The following is a 15,646-nucleotide window of genomic DNA, read 5'->3' on the forward strand; positions in this document are numbered from 1 at the left end:
TACATACGACTTTTATTTTAGTAGTGGGAAATCCAGAAGGAAAGGTGGTAAATCATTTAATATCAATGGGTTATATATCTGGCATGCTGATTGCTTATGTTATAGGTGTAAGTGAACTAAAGGAGATAATTAATGAAAATTACTATAAGTAAAATATTATTAGCTACTTTGATTGCTACTTCTTCTTCTGCAGCTGTCGCTGATAGCATGTGGAAGAAAGAAACGCTCGACGCTTGGGTTGATGGAAAAGCAGAGACCACTTTATTATTGAATTATAATTTGAATTCATTTGATATTAATACCTATGTTAAAGATCAAGTTGTTACTTTGACTGGTTCGGTTAGAAATAAAACTGAGAAGATGCTTGCTGAAGAACTAGTGTTAAGTTTAAAGGATGTTAAGGCTGTGAAAAATAATCTTACGGTTATAGAAAAAGATGGTGAAAAAACGCAAGAAGCCGTACAAGCCTTAACAGATTCTCATATAAAGACACTTGTTATCACTCGTTTGTTAATGAATACCAATGTTAGTGGTACCGATATTGAAGTCGAAACCGAAAATAGCGTTGTCATATTGAAAGGTTCTGTTGCATCTGGCGGAGAACACGATCTTGCTTTATCTATAGCGAACAATACACCGAATGTAGAGGAAGTGATTGATAAATTGGATATTATCTAATTTATCTATTCCTAATCAATTTTATCTAAAAATAGAGGAACTATTACGATTCGTTGTTCCTTAACATTTTTGCAATTTCATTACTGGTTTCGATGGTAATGATTCTAATGAATAAAAAATAAACACTAGGAGTTTATATGAAAATCAGATCAATTATTTACCGTTTTCTTACCGTTATGGGTATTACTCTTGCTCTTGCTGCATGTAGTGACGATGGTCCAATGGAACAAGCGGGAGAAAATGTAGATGAGGCGGTAGAAGAGACTCAAAATACAATAGAAGATAGCTGTGAAAATGTTAAAGAGCACCTAGGTGCGGAAGACGAAGATTGCTAGAACGGTCGTCTAGAGTGCAATGAGATACTCCAATCCTCATAAAAAACAATCAATTGAAGTAGGAATTAGACATGAAAAATATATTTGATGTACTCAAAGACAGCCATGAAAAGCAGCGACTCTTGATGGATGCGTTACTCCAAACTTCGGGTGACACCCAGGCTAGGCAAGAGTTTTATATCAGCCTTAAGGATGAGCTAACCAAACATGCGATTGCAGAGGAGCGTCATTTTTATGCTCCTTTGATCGAGAGCGACCAATCGATTGATATGACAAGGCACGGGATAGCTGAACATCACGGCATTGATAAAGTACTTTCTCAACTAGATGATACGGACATGTCTTCACCCACTTGGCTTATTTTAATGAAGACATTAAAACACAAAGTCGAACATCATTTAGAAGAAGAGGAACAGCGTTTCTTTCAAACGGCAGGACGAGTTTTAGATGCAGAACAAAAAGAAACATTGGCTCGCAAATACGAAAAAGAGATGGCTTGATTCGCGATGTACTAGGAATTAAGCACTAAAATTTTTGTTAAGTAAGATAGGGACTCATATCAGAGTCCCTCTTTGATTACTCTATAAAAAAATTATGCACAGATAAATTAAGGCGCCATTATGTTTATTGTTAAGTATTATATACTTATAGCTACTGCTTGCTTTTTTGCTGCTGTTTTTATACCACAGTTAATGCTCCGTGGAGTTTTTGCCTGGTGCGGCTTATCTATGCTAATCGTCAGTGTCGCTTATATTTTCGATATGCCGTCAATATTTAGAAAAAATAGCGATGGGAAAATCGTGTGGTGGACTCGATGGGTATTTATTCCATTTTTTCTAGGTGTTCGATTATACAATGCATGGGCTATTAAAAGAGATCAAGTTGATCCAATACAGCAAGTTGGTCAGAACTTATATGTATCACGTCGCTTATTTCCATCCGATTTATCGTTCTTAGAGTCTCAAAATATTAACTGTATTGTTGACGTTACGGCTGAATTTTCTGGTTTAGAAAGTGCAATGACGGGTGACCAATTTAACTACCTAAATACACCAGTTCTTGACCATAAAGCCCCTAAGTTACATAAGCTTAAGCATGCGATAAATTGGATTGACACTCAAATTAACCAATCGAGATCGGTTGTTGTTCATTGTGCGCTAGGTCGTGGCCGTTCAGTCTTTGTAGTTGCTGCATACCTATTGGCTAAAAACCCTTCACTCACAGTGGAGCAGGCTTTGAAAAGTATCAACGATGTTCGAAGTACGGCTCGATTAAATAACCTCCAGTTAAAAGCTCTTCATGCAATCAGTGATAAAGGTTTACTTACCCTTCAGCGTACGGCTTGTCTTATTGTCAACCCTGTCGCAGGTGGCGGTAAATGGTATGCAAATGAACAACAGGTTATACGTCGACTTACTAGGAAATACAATTTAGAGATTTCTATCACCAGTCAAGATGTCTCTGCAGAAACTTTAGCTAAACAGGCCAAAGAACGAAATGCTTCTCATATTATCGTTTCCGGAGGCGATGGGACGGTTAGTGAAGTGGTAAGACAGGTTATGGATACCGACACGTTGTTAGGAATTGTACCGTTAGGGACAGCGAATGCGCTATGTCATATGCTTTATGGTTTCGCGACGAAAGTATCCCCTGTTGAAAAAGCGTGCGAAGTGATTCTATCTGATAACTCAAAGAAAATGGATTTGGCTTTCTGCAATGAGCAACCAATATTACTGCTTCTTGGTATTGGGTTTGAAGAGCAGATGATCGATTATGCACATCGACAGCAAAAAAATGAAAATGGACAGTTCGCGTACTTGATGGGCTTCTTTAATGCTGTTGTCGCTGAAGGTAATCAGCGTTTTAGAATGTCAGCCGATGGAAAGCCGCTACAAGATGTGAGATTACAAAGTTTGGTGGTAGCGAATACTTCTCCTTTTAGTACTGTACTTGCTCAAGGTGGGCAGACTCCCAAGCCGGATGATGGGAAGTTACATATCACCTATCTGGAAAACACTACTTCACTTGGTGAACGAGTTATCGCTTTATCTGATCTATTGCTTTCTAGTTTTGGAATGAAAGAGCAAGCAAGCTACTTTAACTATTTGTCAGCGCAGCACGTTAAAATTGATTCTGACCTCCCGATTGACTACGTCATTGATGGGGAAATGTATTCGGCTGAGTCACTGGAGATCAGCATTAAAAAGCAGGCCTTAACAGTTTGCGCCCCATAAGAAGTATAGACCAAAAGCCTTATTAGAAGAACGCTGGGTTTGTCGCTAATGGTGGTAAGAATTCTCCATATTTGTGCGGATAATATCGCAAGAACCGAATAAAAAAGTCGTGATGTTATCCCATAAAAAAGCGTCAAGGCTTTACACTTTGACGCTTTTTTATGCAGGATGATATCAGTGATGTTTAATGTAATTCCGATAAGTTTAACTAGATTAATTTTCAACTATGCCAATTATAGGTGTTTTGCCATTTCATCATTTTCAACTTGCAATGCTGCAACCCAATAAGAAAAAAATGAAGACATATGTTGGTTGTTAAACTTCCGGATAATATTTTTTAAGTAGGAAATTAAGCTTAGGTTACTTCTGTACATATCATTATAGTCAACGATTGAAGTAGACTGTTGGCTTAAGATTGAATGATCACTATCCGTTTCGTTAACGCAGAACTTAGTGTCTACTTCTTTGATCATTGAACGTTCTACTTTGATAAATCGATTAGCAGCCCTTGATATGTTTCCATTGGTTTTTTGTTCGACTAGATCAACACATGAAAAATAATGCTCTTTCAATGTGCATAGGATCTTATCTATGCCTTTATACTGAATTACCTCAAGTGAGTCATTGTCCTTGTTAAGTAACATGTTATTACTCCTTTTATCTCAGTAGCATTCTTATACTTTTGGAACAGTTTATACTTACTACGATCGATGTATTTTGTGCAGGTAGTATTTCCTGCTCTCTTTATTTATCACTAGTAAGAGCTAGTGTTCACGCATTCTGTGTATTTGATCTCGGCAGTTTTCCATTTCATTTTTCACCTTCTGTAACTTGTTTTTCCCTTCTAAGTTAGGGGTTGTTGTTAACAGTGATTCAATGTCGGAGATGATCTTCTTCTCTACACCTTCTAAGTGCATTAAATAGAGATCTTCATTGCTTGTTCCATTTTTCTCTTCTGCTTCAATGCAACGCTCTCTAGCGTTTATTGTGTAGCTAGCTGGTATCTCATCTTGCTGGTTTTTTGCGTAGTAGGTTAAAGATCTCAACTTCAATTCTGCACATTTTTTTACTGTGTATATATCGAAAAGGTTATTTTTCATCTTGTCACTTTTTATGTTTGATATTGCTCTTTCATAAATAATGTTCCCACTTTTTATCAAGTTAACGATCGATAATATGTTTTGGTTGCTCATGATTCCTCATTTATTTTTATGTGTACCTTATATATGCACTTTATATGCCAGATAATGAGTTGTCATATTTGGTAATTTAGATTGGTTTTTATATGGTTTTTGTAAAAAATACATTAATAAGTGATTTTCAATGAAATTATTACATCTTCACGGTCGTGATTTAACTATTGCGGTGTTTAATACTAATAATTACGGGATTAATAAAGTTGGCATGAAGTTCGCTTATATTACTACAGCGACCAGTAATTTATATTGTTGCTGGTCTTTTTAGTCAAATAAGGAGAGATTTTATGCCAAGGTCAAATGCTAAAAGTTCAGAGTCTAAACAGCAAATTGAAGAGACTTATGAGAAGGCTGAAGAAGCTGCGGTAGAAGCAATCGGAAGTATCAAAGATACGGTTCATGAAACGCTCGAGGCTAGTTCTGAAAGTATGAAAAATACGACAGAAAAGGCTGAAAATGTAATTAAAGAGCGTCCGCTGCTAAGTGTTGGGTGTGCGTTTCTTGCTGGTTGGGCTGTGTCGAAGTTAATCAAATAGCCACATATTAACAATGCAATTGAGAGAGCACAGTTATGCAGGGAAATAGTCAAAATGATTCGTCGAACTTCGTCGATAGTAAATCGCATGATAGAGAGGCGGATGATCTTAAACGTGCAGCTTCTGAATTAAATGGACTATGGAAGGACTTAACCCTACTGCAAGCACACACAGAGCAATGGTCTAAGTCGACCTTTGAACTGTTTTTATTAGAGTTACGCAATAGTGTTACGGCTTGTAAAAAGATTTTTGTGTTCCAATTTATCTTTATTGTGTTGTTACCGATGTTTCTTTTTAGTGTCGCTGTCGGTGCTGGGGTTGTGAGCTACTACTTCACTTTAAACCTGTTGGCGGGTTACGGCACGTTCATGTTGATGCTCAGTTTTATTCTTATAAGCCTAGTGTTTTGTCATAAGTACTTAAGGCAGTTTGTCGGCTTTGAATATACCAAAGAACAATTGAAGGAGGGGTTACATGTCAGTACTCAGAAAACGACAAAGAGAAATACAGATGAAAAGGCTTGAGGGGAAAAGTAGGGCTCGTCAAGCGGCACTCTGTATCGGGCTCATTCGCCATAAAGGAAAAGAGTTTATTGAAAATCGCCCCTTATATGCATTAGGTGTAACAACACTTGGGATCGCGTTTCTTAGCCAAACGAGGCACTTTAAGTCATCTATTTTTGGCTACCAACCCGTGTCATTAATACTTGGTTTGCTCAAATAACAATAAGTATTAATTTAATCCTGGTTGGGCTCAAGTTTTTAGTTAAATATCTGATTTAGCCTTTACTCGTTACTTCTGAAATCGCAAGTCTACTACCATATAGGAATATAATGACAACAAAAAAATATGAGCTTTTGACAGCTAGCTTTATGTTCTTTGCGATCTTAATGATGTCTATTTTCACATTATATATAGCCAAGCCGCTTTTGCTGCCTATCATTTGTGGCGCCTTTATTTCTTTATTATGTAGCCCATTGGTTAATTATCTAATTCGTTTCGGAATTCCTCGTGTCGTTAACGTAAGTGCAGTATTGATTGGCCTTGTCGGCTTTGTTGTGATTAGCCTAAATATGCTAAGTGAACCCGCTCAGCAATGGTGGTCGAAATTGCCGATGTTGCTTGAAAATGTATCCAATGAAGTGAGTGAAGCGGCTCAAAGTAGCAGCCTGACTGATGCGACTGGGTTGTCTATGAGTAGTACTGTGGCTAATGATGGGCTTACCAATAATACGGCTTTTTCCATCATAAAATCGGTGCTCACAACAACGCCTACTATTGTCACGCAGTTAATGGTGGCATTTCTTATGGCATATTTCATGATGAATTATGGCCGAAGAATTTATGCCAAAAGCTTATCTTTGTTTGAACGATTTTCAGACAAGCGCAAGGCTGTTGAGTTGGTTAAAGTCCTGCAAAAGGATTTGTCTCGTTATATAGGTTCGATCACCATCGTTAATGTTTGCCTAGGGCTTATTGTCGGTTGTGTTTTTTATATGATGGGACTGCAAGACCCTTTTCTTTGGGGGGCATTTGCAGGCTTGATGAATTACATCCCTTACCTTGGTCCAATGGTTTCAGTAACGTGTTTCGCGTTAGTCTCATTTATACAATTTGAGTCATTCAGTTACGCCTTGACCGTTGCGGCGATTTTCTTAACCATCAACTTGATTGAGAGCCAGCTAGTGACGCCTACTTTGTTGGGAAAAAGATTTAGTCTCAACCCATTGGTTTTGTTTGTATGGCTGGTATTTTGGGGTTGGCTGTGGGGGTCAATGGGGATGCTGATAGGCGTACCGTTACTTGTTTGTGTAAATGTACTTTTTGATCAGTTAAGCCACCCAAAATCGAGTTTATATGGTACTAAAATAGACAAAAGAAAGACTGGGTAACTCCCCACGATTAGCCTTTTTAACTTAGTCTTTAAAAATACCATGTCTTTAAAAACAGCATGTCTCTAAAGACACCATTTACATCTACTGGGCTTATTGGTTTGATCAGGGACATGCTTTTTATGATGCCATTGTTCTAGAGCCTGTAACCATGTTAGTTATTTTACTTATCGGTATTTAAGTTTCGAATCAGCTTGGCAGGTGTGCCTCCATACAGGCAATCTGGCGGTACATCACTGTTGACTACGGAGTTAGCCGCGATGACTGAGCGAGCGCCAATAGTTACGCCTTGATTGATCACCGAGTTCCCGCCAACCCACACATCATCTTCGATTGTTATTGGTAAACAAAAGGTTTCCCATTTACGGCGGCTACGATAATCAAGGGAGTGTGATGGCGTATAGAATTGAGCGCTTGGTCCAATTAAAACATTATTACCGACTTTGATATTAGCACCGTCGAGCATTACCACGTTCATGTTGATGAAGGTGTCGTTACCGATCTCAATGGTTTTACCAAACTCACAATGAAAAGGAGGTTGGATTAAGCTGTTACTACCGACCTTCCCGAATAGTCGCTCTTGCAATGCGTGTTGTTGGTCTGGTTTTTGGTGGTTGTTGAAGGCCATTAACGATTTTTTTGCATTGGTACGTATGATGTCAATTTTTGGGTCGGCGCCATCATACACTTGTCCAGATAGCATCTTTTCTAATTCAGTTTGAGTGTTAGTTTTGCTCATGCTTGCCCACTTTCCGAGAGTCTCGGTTTAATACCAATCGTAGTAAATAACTGGTCATCCTAGCTGGTTAAAACGCTCAATAACTGCGTTAGAAATTTTGATTGTAGAATAACTACTTATCGAAAATTTCTGCCTTGTTCTTAAGCCTTTTTCCTGCGCTATTTATGATCACTTACTTACTGTGATTGGTATAAATGACGAATACTGCAAGATTAGCGATTTTTAGACATAAAAAAAGAGAAAAGCCTCAGCCTTTCTCTTCCGGTTTTCATCACTAAATGAGATTAGGAATACAAGTTAATTAGATCTGCTCTACGAAACTCATTAGGTGCTGTTTCACTTCGTCTGAAGCAAAAGCGCTTTCTACAGAGTACTTGTAGATTTCTACGTAATCTTCTTTCGTTAGGCCGAACGTTTCACACACACGTTTCACTTCGTTAGTCATGGTTGTGTTCGACACAGTTCGATTATCTGTGTTGATGGTAACAACGATGCCATCTTTCTTGAACTCAGCAATGGGGTGGTCGCTAAATTGATGAATACATTTAGTCTGAACGTTACTCGTTGGGCAGGTCTCAAGCGCTACCTGCTTATCTTTAACGATATTGTACGCATCTTCGTTGCCTTGGATGTGGACACCGTGGCCGATGCGCTCAGCGTCTAGCATAGTGACAGCGTCGTAAACGTTTTGACCATGCCATTGCTCACCAGCGTGAACTGTCACACGGTAGCCTTGTTCGATAGCGTATTGCGTGTACTCAGGGAATTCCGCACAGAAACCTGGCTTTTCGCCGCCAGCGATATCAAACGCAACAACACCTTTATCAAGGTATGGTTTACCTGCGTCGATCACATCTTTGATAGAATCTTTAGGGAACATACGAAGTACAGACATGATGTAGTTGCCCTTGATGTCATATTTCTCTTCAGCACGCTTCATGCCTTTTACTGCGCTTGCAATGATCGTATCAAGAGACAGGCCTTTGTTTACGTGCAGGATTGGTGCAAAGCGAACTTCTAGGTACTTAACGTTTTCTAGTGCAGCGTCTTCGTAAAGCTCGAAAGAGATACGCTCAATCGCCTCTTCAGTTTGCATGACTTGCAGTGGCAGGCTGAAACAAGCCAGGTACTCATCTAAGTTTTTGCAATCTTCTGGCACAGTTAGAGATTGAACAACCGCATCGCGATCTTCAGGTAGTTCGATATTGTACTGTTTTGCTAGGTCAATAATCGTATCTGGGCGAACACTTCCGTCTAGGTGGCAGTGCAGATCAATCTTCGGGAGTGCTAGAAAGTTCATGAGTATTCCTTAGGTCTATTATTTTTTTGAGTTATTAACTCATAGGTTACATGGACTTAAATTAACAAGTTTGTGATATGATTTAAAGTGACATAAAGTCATCATTAATCTGAATTCAAGGAATATCATGGTAGATGTTAAGAGCTTACTCAAATGTGATATGAATTTACTGCTGTGTTTACATGTGTTGATTGAAGAGCGTAGCGTGAGTAAAACAGCAGAGCGGTTGTTTCTTAGTCAGTCGGCGGTAAGTAAGCAACTAACTAAGCTACGATCCTTGTTTGATGACCCGCTGTTTGAACGTGAGTCAAAAGGTCTGTTCCCAACTCCGAAAGCGACCTCTCTGGCACCAAAAATTCATCAGATCCTTTTGCAAGTTGAACAGCTAACCGTGCCGGACATTTTTGAGCCAAAATACAGCGAGCGCACTTTTAATATCGATCTTGTTGAAACCGCTTATACCGCGATTTACCCCAAATTTATGCCTAATGCGTTGGCAGAAGCGCCGAGCATCACGATAAACAGTACAACTTGGAGTAGTGAAACCTTTAAGCGCTTACTAAAGCGTGAGGTTGATTTTGGGATTGGGATTTTTGAGCATGATGAGCGCGCGAGTACCCATATTCAGAATATCCCTTTTGAACTAAATTATGTTGAATTGCTACAAGATTACTCAGTGTGTTTAATGCGTAATGACCACCCTGTACTTCAAGAAGAGTGGAATTTACAAGCGTTTCTAAAACATCGTCATATCCAGCTTGTGACGGGTGGAGTAGGTGACTGGTTATTACTTGAAGTCTTGCAAGCCAAGCAGTTACAAATTAATAAAGCGGCGAACGTGTCGGATATTACCAGCGCAGTAAAACTGTGTAAGCAAAGTGATTTGTTGATGTGCTATCCCTATAACTCAGTACGAGATTATATCGAGAGTGGCGAGCTGGTGATGAAACCGATTCCAATAGAATTAGTACCGGGTGGTTTGTTCTTGCTTTGGCACCGTTACTTTGACTCTGAACCAAGTCACAAATGGTTGAGGGAGTTAATTGTCGATCAAACACGTTAATGGCTGAGAGTCTCATCGATGCTCAAATGTGTCATTGATACTATTATTAATATTTCTATTTGAATGTTAGGCAAATTGCGTTAGTTTTGCTGTCTTACGAAAGCCAGTGGTGTTTGTCCGGTTTGCTGTTTGAAAAAAGCAATAAAAGCGCTATTGGATGAAAACTCTAATTGGTGTGCCACATCACCGACTTGTCGGCTCTCTGATAACAATTCAATTGCTTTAAACAAGCGCCACTGTTGTCGCCATTCTTGATAGGTCATGCCTGTTTCTGCTTTGAATAATCGGGTAATCGTTTTGGGGCTTGCGCCAACTGAGTTCGCTAATGTCGAGAGGGCAGGTGCAAGAAAGGAAGCGGTTCGAACTCGTTTACAAAAGCTTTTAAAGCGGCGATCTGTCGGTATCGGTAAGATGAATGAATACTGATTGGCGCTGTAAAACTCTTCCCAGAATAGGTTGGCGGTATTGGTGATTTGCTCTGGTGCAATGTTCCAATCCCAAAAGGCCATTTTATTAATCAGCGCCTTTAAAAGCTCATTCACTTCAATAATTTCAATCGCTTCTGGGCAGGTATAAATACTGCTATCGAAATAGAGCGAGCGATAGGCAACCACATTAGTCATCTGCGCTCGGTGCTTGGTATAGGGCGGGATCCACACGGCTTTGGTCGGCGGTAAAATGCAAAAGGCGTTTTCTAAGGTTAAGGTGATGCAGCCTTGTGGAGCATACAGAAGTTGCCCCTTAACGTGGTGATGTATGCCCGAGTCATGTTTGCCTAGCTCTGCGGCAATGCCAATGACAGGTGCGGGTAAGCTATCTGCATCAAACTCGATGGTCTCACTAATTAATGCCATTTGTCCCAATCTTGTTGTTTTTGGTTTTAATGTTGTTAACGAGCCAAGGTTAGTTTCCTCTAGACTTCCCGTCAAGTTCACTGGTCTTGGAAAAATGATGAAAACAAAACCTTCTTTATGGCAAATGGTGCTGCTGTTGATGTTCCCTCAAATCGCAGAAACCATCTATAGCCCGACTCTGGATTCTATATCGAAATCCTTTGATGTTAGTTATACACAAGCGGCACAAACCCTATCGATTTACTTCTCTGCATTTGCGGTGGGTGTGGTGGTATGGGGCGTGTTAGCGGATAAATGGGGACGTCGTCCTACCATGTTATTGGGGATGGGATTATTCGCTTGTTCAGCACTCATTGCTATGCAAACCGACAGTTTCACGTGGTTGATGATAGCAAGAGCGATGGGCGCTTTCGGACTTGCGGTTGGCTCTGTCGTCACTCAAACCATGCTTCGAGATGCTTTTAGCGGAACAGAGCTAGCCAAGGTATTTGGTTACATGGGTATGGGGTTGTCGATTAGCCCAATCATCGGGTTGCTACTGGGTGGCCAGTTAAGCCAAGCCGGTGGGCATCAATATGTGTTTATTGCATTGTTTATTATGGTATTAGCATTGCTGTTACATAGCTTATGGTCGCTGCCTGAAACACAACAATCTAAGCAGCCGTTGCAATTAAAATCACTCAGTCGTCACATGATCAAAGACGGCGGTATTTGGGTATCGGCACTGCTTGTTGCGTCATTCAACATTGCGTTGTTTTCGTATTATCAACTGGGTTCATTCACCTTCTTACAGCTTGGATTCAGCATCGAGCAGTTTGGTTATAGTGGTGTCGTGCTTGGGTTCGGAACCTTGTTGGGAAGCTTGGTTAACAAAGCGCTCTTGAAGCGACAAGTGTCATCTATCTCTTTGATTGGCTTAGCGGTAGGGCTTCAAACATTAGGTGCGGTGGGTGTGTATTGTTCACAACACACGATCTGGTTCTTGCTTCCGATGATGTTGGTGGTTATGGCGTTTAGCATTGCGATTCCTAATGTATTGAGCCGAGCGTTGGTGCGTTACCAATCTCAAGCAGGAAGTGCAGGCGCACTGTTTGGTTTGATGTATTACACCTTGATTGGTTCAGGGCTCGCTTTAGCGGGAATGATTCAAGATTTAGGTATGGTGTTGGTACTTTGTGGCGCGTTATCTGTGTTGGTGACGATACGCAGTCGACTCTAGATTTAACGGTAAGATCGTGTTGGAAGTAGCCCAGATCTAACTTTAGATAGTGTCATACATCTAATCTACGTAAGAGCGAGCAAGCTTTATTTGCTCGCTTTTTTTCTGGCGAATATCGAGGGCTTGGCCTAACAAATTGTTGAGTAACAGACCCTATATCGGTGAAAAGTTAAGGATTCATTTATCACTGTGTGGTTTATGAATTAACTGTGCGATAATCATTGCCGTTAACTATCCTATCTATGTTGTATTCATCTAGGAGCCGTATTGATGTTTAAAAGGGTATTGCAGGCACTATTTTCTCCTTTCGTTGCTAATCAAAGTAAGCAAAGTCATTCTTCAGAAAGTGCCTCCCAACAAGCTACCTCCCAACAAATGACCTCTGAGCAGGAAAACGTTAAAGCAGAGCAAGTCACTCCTCGCACTTCAATCTTTGTTCCGCCGTCATCTGCTCAGCCATCATCATTACTTGTCGATAAAACGATAAGCCTTCACGATGGTGAGTTTCTTGATTATCTGTTTGGAGAATCACGCTTGAGAACGGAGTCTGATCCATTTAGCGATTTTGTCGCTTGTCAGATCGAACGTTTGATTCGTTCTCCGAAAGCGCTGCTTAATGAACTGCCAGTGATGCCAGCCTCGGTGACTACGTTAATGGCAGAACTACAGAGCGACGAATTTGATATCGATGCATTGCTGAAAGTGATTGAGCGAGAGCCAAGTATGGCTGCCGATGTGATTAAACTGGCTAACAGTGCTTTCTACAAACGCAGTGAAAAACAAGTTACCGACCTAAAAACAGCATTCCTAAATATGGGTTCTCAAGGGCTAATTGAAGGAGTGGTGAATTCTTACATGAAGAACTTTACGCCGGGCAATAACATTTACTGGCGTCATTTCGGTGAGAAGATTTGGAATCACAGCGTTCAAACGGCGTCATTTTCTAAGGAGTTGATGAAAGACTCTTCATCCCAAGAAGATCAAGCGGCGGCGTACTTTGTTGGGTTGATTCGCAATCTGGGCAAGATGATCATTTTCCAGATGATGGTAGAAGCTTTTAAACATGTAGACCCTTCTGTTCCGCCTAACTCATTAGCGTTAAAGCGCCTGATGAACAGCTACTCTATTCGCCTGACTTATACCATTGCTAAGTTCTGGGAGCTGCCAGAATCTGTGTTGACCGCGATTGGTTACCAAGAGTCTAGCCGATACGAATGCACACCACTTGGCCAAGCTGTGTTTGAGGCTAACTACTTGAGTGAACTGCAATACTTATTGGAAGAAAAAATGATTACGGCCGAAATTTTTGAAACCAGATGCCAACAAATAGCGACGCCTTCCGCTAACCTCTTGGCTAATCGTTTACTGAAAGAGTCCGAGTTAGCACTTTTTGGTTAGGTGGATCTCTCTAAGAGATAAAGCAAATCGCCTCTCGAATTGAGAGGCGATGGATTTGAAGTTTGCTTAAGCAGACAAGCAGCAGACAAGCGAAGCCGGTGCGTGAAGCTAGGCTGACAAGTAGAAAGTCGATGCATCACTGAAGCGTTGCGATGTTTATTGGATCTCAGCCAGCTCTTCTACTAAACGGTCACGCTCTTCAATCTCGTCTTCAATTTTACGTTGATACTTTTTCACTTTCTGAGCCTTACCAGACTGTTTCGCTTCTTTGAGATCTTCTCGGTATTCAGCGAGATCTTCTTCACTCGATTCTATTTTTTCAGCGATTTTGTCTTTCAAGCCGTCATTGGTGCAGTTAGCTTTCGCAGCTTTCAGTGCGGTGGTCAATCGCTCGACTTTGTATTGATTGTCGTACTGTTCCGCTTTCTTTATTTGGTATTCGATCTCACAGAACTTCTTCTCACAGCCTGTGAGTGCGTCGCATTCGGTGCTTGCCATGCTGGTGAATGAAAATGCATAGAGAAACAGTATTGAGCCTTTTAGATGTCGATTCATGATTTACCTTCTAATTGGTCTATTGAATTTGAGTCGAGTTTCCACCGTAATCTATCACTCTAGTTGTGTGTTATTGGCAGAGGAGTGTTAAAGATAAGTCTTTGTGCTTAATGATTTATCTCTATCAAGGAGTGGTTCAGATATGACTAATCCATACCTTCTCGAGATCGCACCAACCGAAACCATTCACTTGTGCACCCTGTATCTTTTCTGATACCTCCAAGTTAAATGCCTCCTGTTTGATCTCAACCACAATCCCGTTTTCATCTAGCCAATGTCTAAGTTCTAACAGCCTATTCATGGCCAGAACGATGTCGGGCTCGCGTCGAATTGAAGTTATCCTTTGCTCAATCGTATTTAGCCTCTCTGTGGCTAGAGATAAGGCCTCAAAAGGGAAACGAGTAAAGAAGCTTAACCATGAGGAGAAGGTGTCGTTTTCATCAATAATGCTGCACAGCGCGATGTCTTTGGCAGCTGTATAGTGTCCATATTCGACATTGGTTTTTTGATCGCCAGATACTGATAATTGCTCGAAAAGCGCTTGGCATTCAGAGGTGTCCTCAACAGTCAACTCACGAGTAGTTTTCGACAACTTCGGGTTTTGAACCTTAAAGAAGGTTGAACCGCAATTCTGTAGATCTGAATCGCTCGCTCCACTTGCCTTGACCGTTTTCTCTGGCATTTTTACGCACACTTGGTTTTGCGCACATGCCTTAGTTTGTGACCATTCAGGATAAACCCAAAGCTCGACTCGATTGAGAATAGGTGCGCTGCGTGAATATGCGTTATTGCGGTTTAACCTCAGCATCTTGCTTGAGAAAACCTCCAACGCGAAAGCGCCTGAGCCAATTAGCTTATCTTCTGATGTGTGCTCAAATATCGAAGCCTCAGCTCTAGCCAGTAATCGAGGTAAATGCCAATCAGGCTCGCTCAGAGTAACTTTGATCACATCGCCAGTGACAGCCGACATTTCAACAATATGTTGATAGCAACGACGCCAGAGTTTGCTCTTAGTGAGTAAGGAGAGACAGCGTACTATGTCTTGGACTTCAAGCGTTCGACCGTTATGGAATTGAACACCATTACGAACTTGGAAATACCAAACGGTAGCCTCTTCATTAGGCTGCCAATGATAAGCCAAATCACCGCTCAGCCTCCCTTGTTGAATAGAGGTCAGGCGTTGGCAAATCTGCGTCACTAAGAAACGTTCAGTACGCCTTAGCACACGCTGAGGGTGGAGTGCTTCAAGTTCTCGGTGAAAGGGAATGAATGCTACGCTCTGTGTTGAATGATTGTTGCTGCTCAGAAAGGCTTGTAGCTCAGCGCCAGCGTTGCGGCCATTGAAGCTTAAGGTGTTAAATACCTGCTCAATATTGCCTGAATCTGCTTGGCTTTGGGCGTATTGGTAACACGCTTCAATCGGCTCAATAAGACACGTAAGCTGCGCCTTTTTGTTGCGTCCCGAACTGGCTTGCCACTCAATCCAGCATTGCGCTGTCATCGCTTTGAGTAAGGTTTGAACGTGACGTTCACTCACATGCAGTAACGCTGCCAATTGGCTGACTTGGCAGCGTGATACTCCAGGTCCAAAAGCCTGAAATATCTTTTCGTACAGTTCAAGCTTGCGCTTAAGGTTGCCCAATTCGA

General features: G+C 41.0%; 17 protein-coding genes. 10 read left to right on the top strand and 7 right to left on the bottom strand.

Going from position 1 to position 15,646, the window contains the following annotated elements:
- Nucleotides 1–132 precede the first annotated feature (132 nt).
- The 4 genes from OCU50_RS18690 to OCU50_RS18705 all read left to right on the top strand — a co-directional run bounded on the left by OCU50_RS18690 (nucleotide 133) and on the right by OCU50_RS18705 (nucleotide 3,247).
- Nucleotides 133–678, top strand: coding sequence for a BON domain-containing protein (locus OCU50_RS18690; RefSeq protein WP_060469193.1), 546 nt, complete (start codon nucleotides 133–135; stop codon nucleotides 676–678).
- A 137-nt stretch (nucleotides 679–815) separates the two neighbouring features.
- Complete coding sequence (locus OCU50_RS18695) at nucleotides 816–1,013, top strand: hypothetical protein (protein ID WP_060469194.1); 198 nt, start codon at nucleotides 816–818, stop codon at nucleotides 1,011–1,013.
- Nucleotides 1,014–1,084: 71 nt separating this feature from the next.
- The gene (locus OCU50_RS18700) at nucleotides 1,085–1,513 is read left to right on the top strand and encodes a hemerythrin domain-containing protein (protein WP_060469195.1); all 429 of its coding nucleotides are present in this window, start codon (nucleotides 1,085–1,087) and stop codon (nucleotides 1,511–1,513) included.
- A gap of 120 nt (nucleotides 1,514–1,633) precedes the next feature.
- On the top strand, nucleotides 1,634–3,247 hold the full coding sequence (locus OCU50_RS18705; RefSeq protein ID WP_060469196.1) for a diacylglycerol kinase family protein: 1,614 nt from the start codon (nucleotides 1,634–1,636) through the stop codon (nucleotides 3,245–3,247).
- Nucleotides 3,248–3,480: 233 nt separating this feature from the next.
- Here OCU50_RS18705 and OCU50_RS18710 read toward each other — a convergent pair whose 3' ends face one another.
- Both OCU50_RS18710 and OCU50_RS18715 read right to left on the bottom strand, forming a co-directional pair.
- Nucleotides 3,481–3,891, bottom strand: a complete 411-nt coding sequence (locus OCU50_RS18710) for a hypothetical protein (RefSeq protein WP_060469197.1) — start codon at nucleotides 3,889–3,891, stop codon at nucleotides 3,481–3,483.
- A 120-nt stretch (nucleotides 3,892–4,011) separates the two neighbouring features.
- Nucleotides 4,012–4,440 carry a DUF2383 domain-containing protein gene (locus OCU50_RS18715; RefSeq protein WP_060469198.1) on the bottom strand — a complete coding sequence of 143 codons (429 nt, stop codon included), beginning with the start codon at nucleotides 4,438–4,440 and terminating at the stop codon, nucleotides 4,012–4,014.
- A 290-nt stretch (nucleotides 4,441–4,730) separates the two neighbouring features.
- Here OCU50_RS18715 and OCU50_RS18720 point away from each other — a divergent pair, with 290 nt between their 5' ends.
- The 3 genes from OCU50_RS18720 (at nucleotide 4,731) to OCU50_RS18730 (ending at nucleotide 6,871) form a co-directional block, all read left to right on the top strand.
- Entirely contained in the window at nucleotides 4,731–4,979 is a 249-nt protein-coding gene (locus OCU50_RS18720) for a hypothetical protein (protein ID WP_017057779.1), read from the top strand.
- A 35-nt stretch (nucleotides 4,980–5,014) separates the two neighbouring features.
- Nucleotides 5,015–5,503, top strand: coding sequence for a hypothetical protein (locus OCU50_RS18725; protein ID WP_060469199.1), 489 nt, complete (start codon nucleotides 5,015–5,017; stop codon nucleotides 5,501–5,503).
- Nucleotides 5,504–5,812: 309 nt separating this feature from the next.
- Nucleotides 5,813–6,871, top strand: a complete 1,059-nt coding sequence (locus tag OCU50_RS18730) for an AI-2E family transporter (protein WP_060469201.1) — start codon at nucleotides 5,813–5,815, stop codon at nucleotides 6,869–6,871.
- Nucleotides 6,872–7,034: 163 nt separating this feature from the next.
- Here OCU50_RS18730 and OCU50_RS18735 read toward each other — a convergent pair whose 3' ends face one another.
- Together OCU50_RS18735 and add are read right to left on the bottom strand one after the other, a co-directional pair.
- Nucleotides 7,035–7,610 (bottom strand): sugar O-acetyltransferase, encoded by a 576-nt coding sequence (locus tag OCU50_RS18735; RefSeq protein WP_060469202.1) that lies wholly within the window; start codon nucleotides 7,608–7,610, stop codon nucleotides 7,035–7,037.
- A gap of 301 nt (nucleotides 7,611–7,911) precedes the next feature.
- Nucleotides 7,912–8,910, bottom strand: coding sequence for an adenosine deaminase (gene add / locus OCU50_RS18740; protein ID WP_060469203.1), 999 nt, complete (start codon nucleotides 8,908–8,910; stop codon nucleotides 7,912–7,914).
- A gap of 127 nt (nucleotides 8,911–9,037) precedes the next feature.
- Between add and OCU50_RS18745 the strand changes: the two genes are divergently transcribed.
- Complete coding sequence (locus tag OCU50_RS18745; RefSeq protein WP_060469204.1) at nucleotides 9,038–9,973, top strand: LysR substrate-binding domain-containing protein; 936 nt, start codon at nucleotides 9,038–9,040, stop codon at nucleotides 9,971–9,973.
- Between the two features lie 80 nt (nucleotides 9,974–10,053).
- On the opposite strand, the gene OCU50_RS18750 is transcribed toward OCU50_RS18745, so the two are convergent.
- Entirely contained in the window at nucleotides 10,054–10,827 is a 774-nt protein-coding gene (locus tag OCU50_RS18750; RefSeq protein WP_060469205.1) for an AraC family transcriptional regulator, read from the bottom strand.
- 97 nt (nucleotides 10,828–10,924) lie between these two features.
- On the opposite strand from OCU50_RS18750, the gene OCU50_RS18755 reads away from it, so the two are divergent.
- Together OCU50_RS18755 and OCU50_RS18760 are read left to right on the top strand one after the other, a co-directional pair.
- A complete protein-coding gene (locus OCU50_RS18755; protein WP_060469206.1) occupies nucleotides 10,925–12,046 on the top strand; it encodes a multidrug effflux MFS transporter in 1,122 nt (373 codons plus the stop codon).
- A gap of 270 nt (nucleotides 12,047–12,316) precedes the next feature.
- The gene (locus OCU50_RS18760) at nucleotides 12,317–13,444 is read left to right on the top strand and encodes an HDOD domain-containing protein (RefSeq protein ID WP_060469207.1); all 1,128 of its coding nucleotides are present in this window, start codon (nucleotides 12,317–12,319) and stop codon (nucleotides 13,442–13,444) included.
- A 156-nt stretch (nucleotides 13,445–13,600) separates the two neighbouring features.
- Here OCU50_RS18760 and OCU50_RS18765 read toward each other — a convergent pair whose 3' ends face one another.
- Nucleotides 13,601–13,999, bottom strand: a complete 399-nt coding sequence (locus tag OCU50_RS18765) for a DUF1090 domain-containing protein (protein WP_060469208.1) — start codon at nucleotides 13,997–13,999, stop codon at nucleotides 13,601–13,603.
- 136 nt (nucleotides 14,000–14,135) lie between these two features.
- A complete protein-coding gene (locus tag OCU50_RS18770; RefSeq protein ID WP_060469209.1) occupies nucleotides 14,136–15,641 on the bottom strand; it encodes an SgrR family transcriptional regulator in 1,506 nt (501 codons plus the stop codon).
- Nucleotides 15,642–15,646 lie beyond the last annotated feature (5 nt).

The organism is Vibrio toranzoniae (assembly GCF_024347655.1).
Classification (GTDB): domain Bacteria; phylum Pseudomonadota; class Gammaproteobacteria; order Enterobacterales; family Vibrionaceae; genus Vibrio; species Vibrio toranzoniae.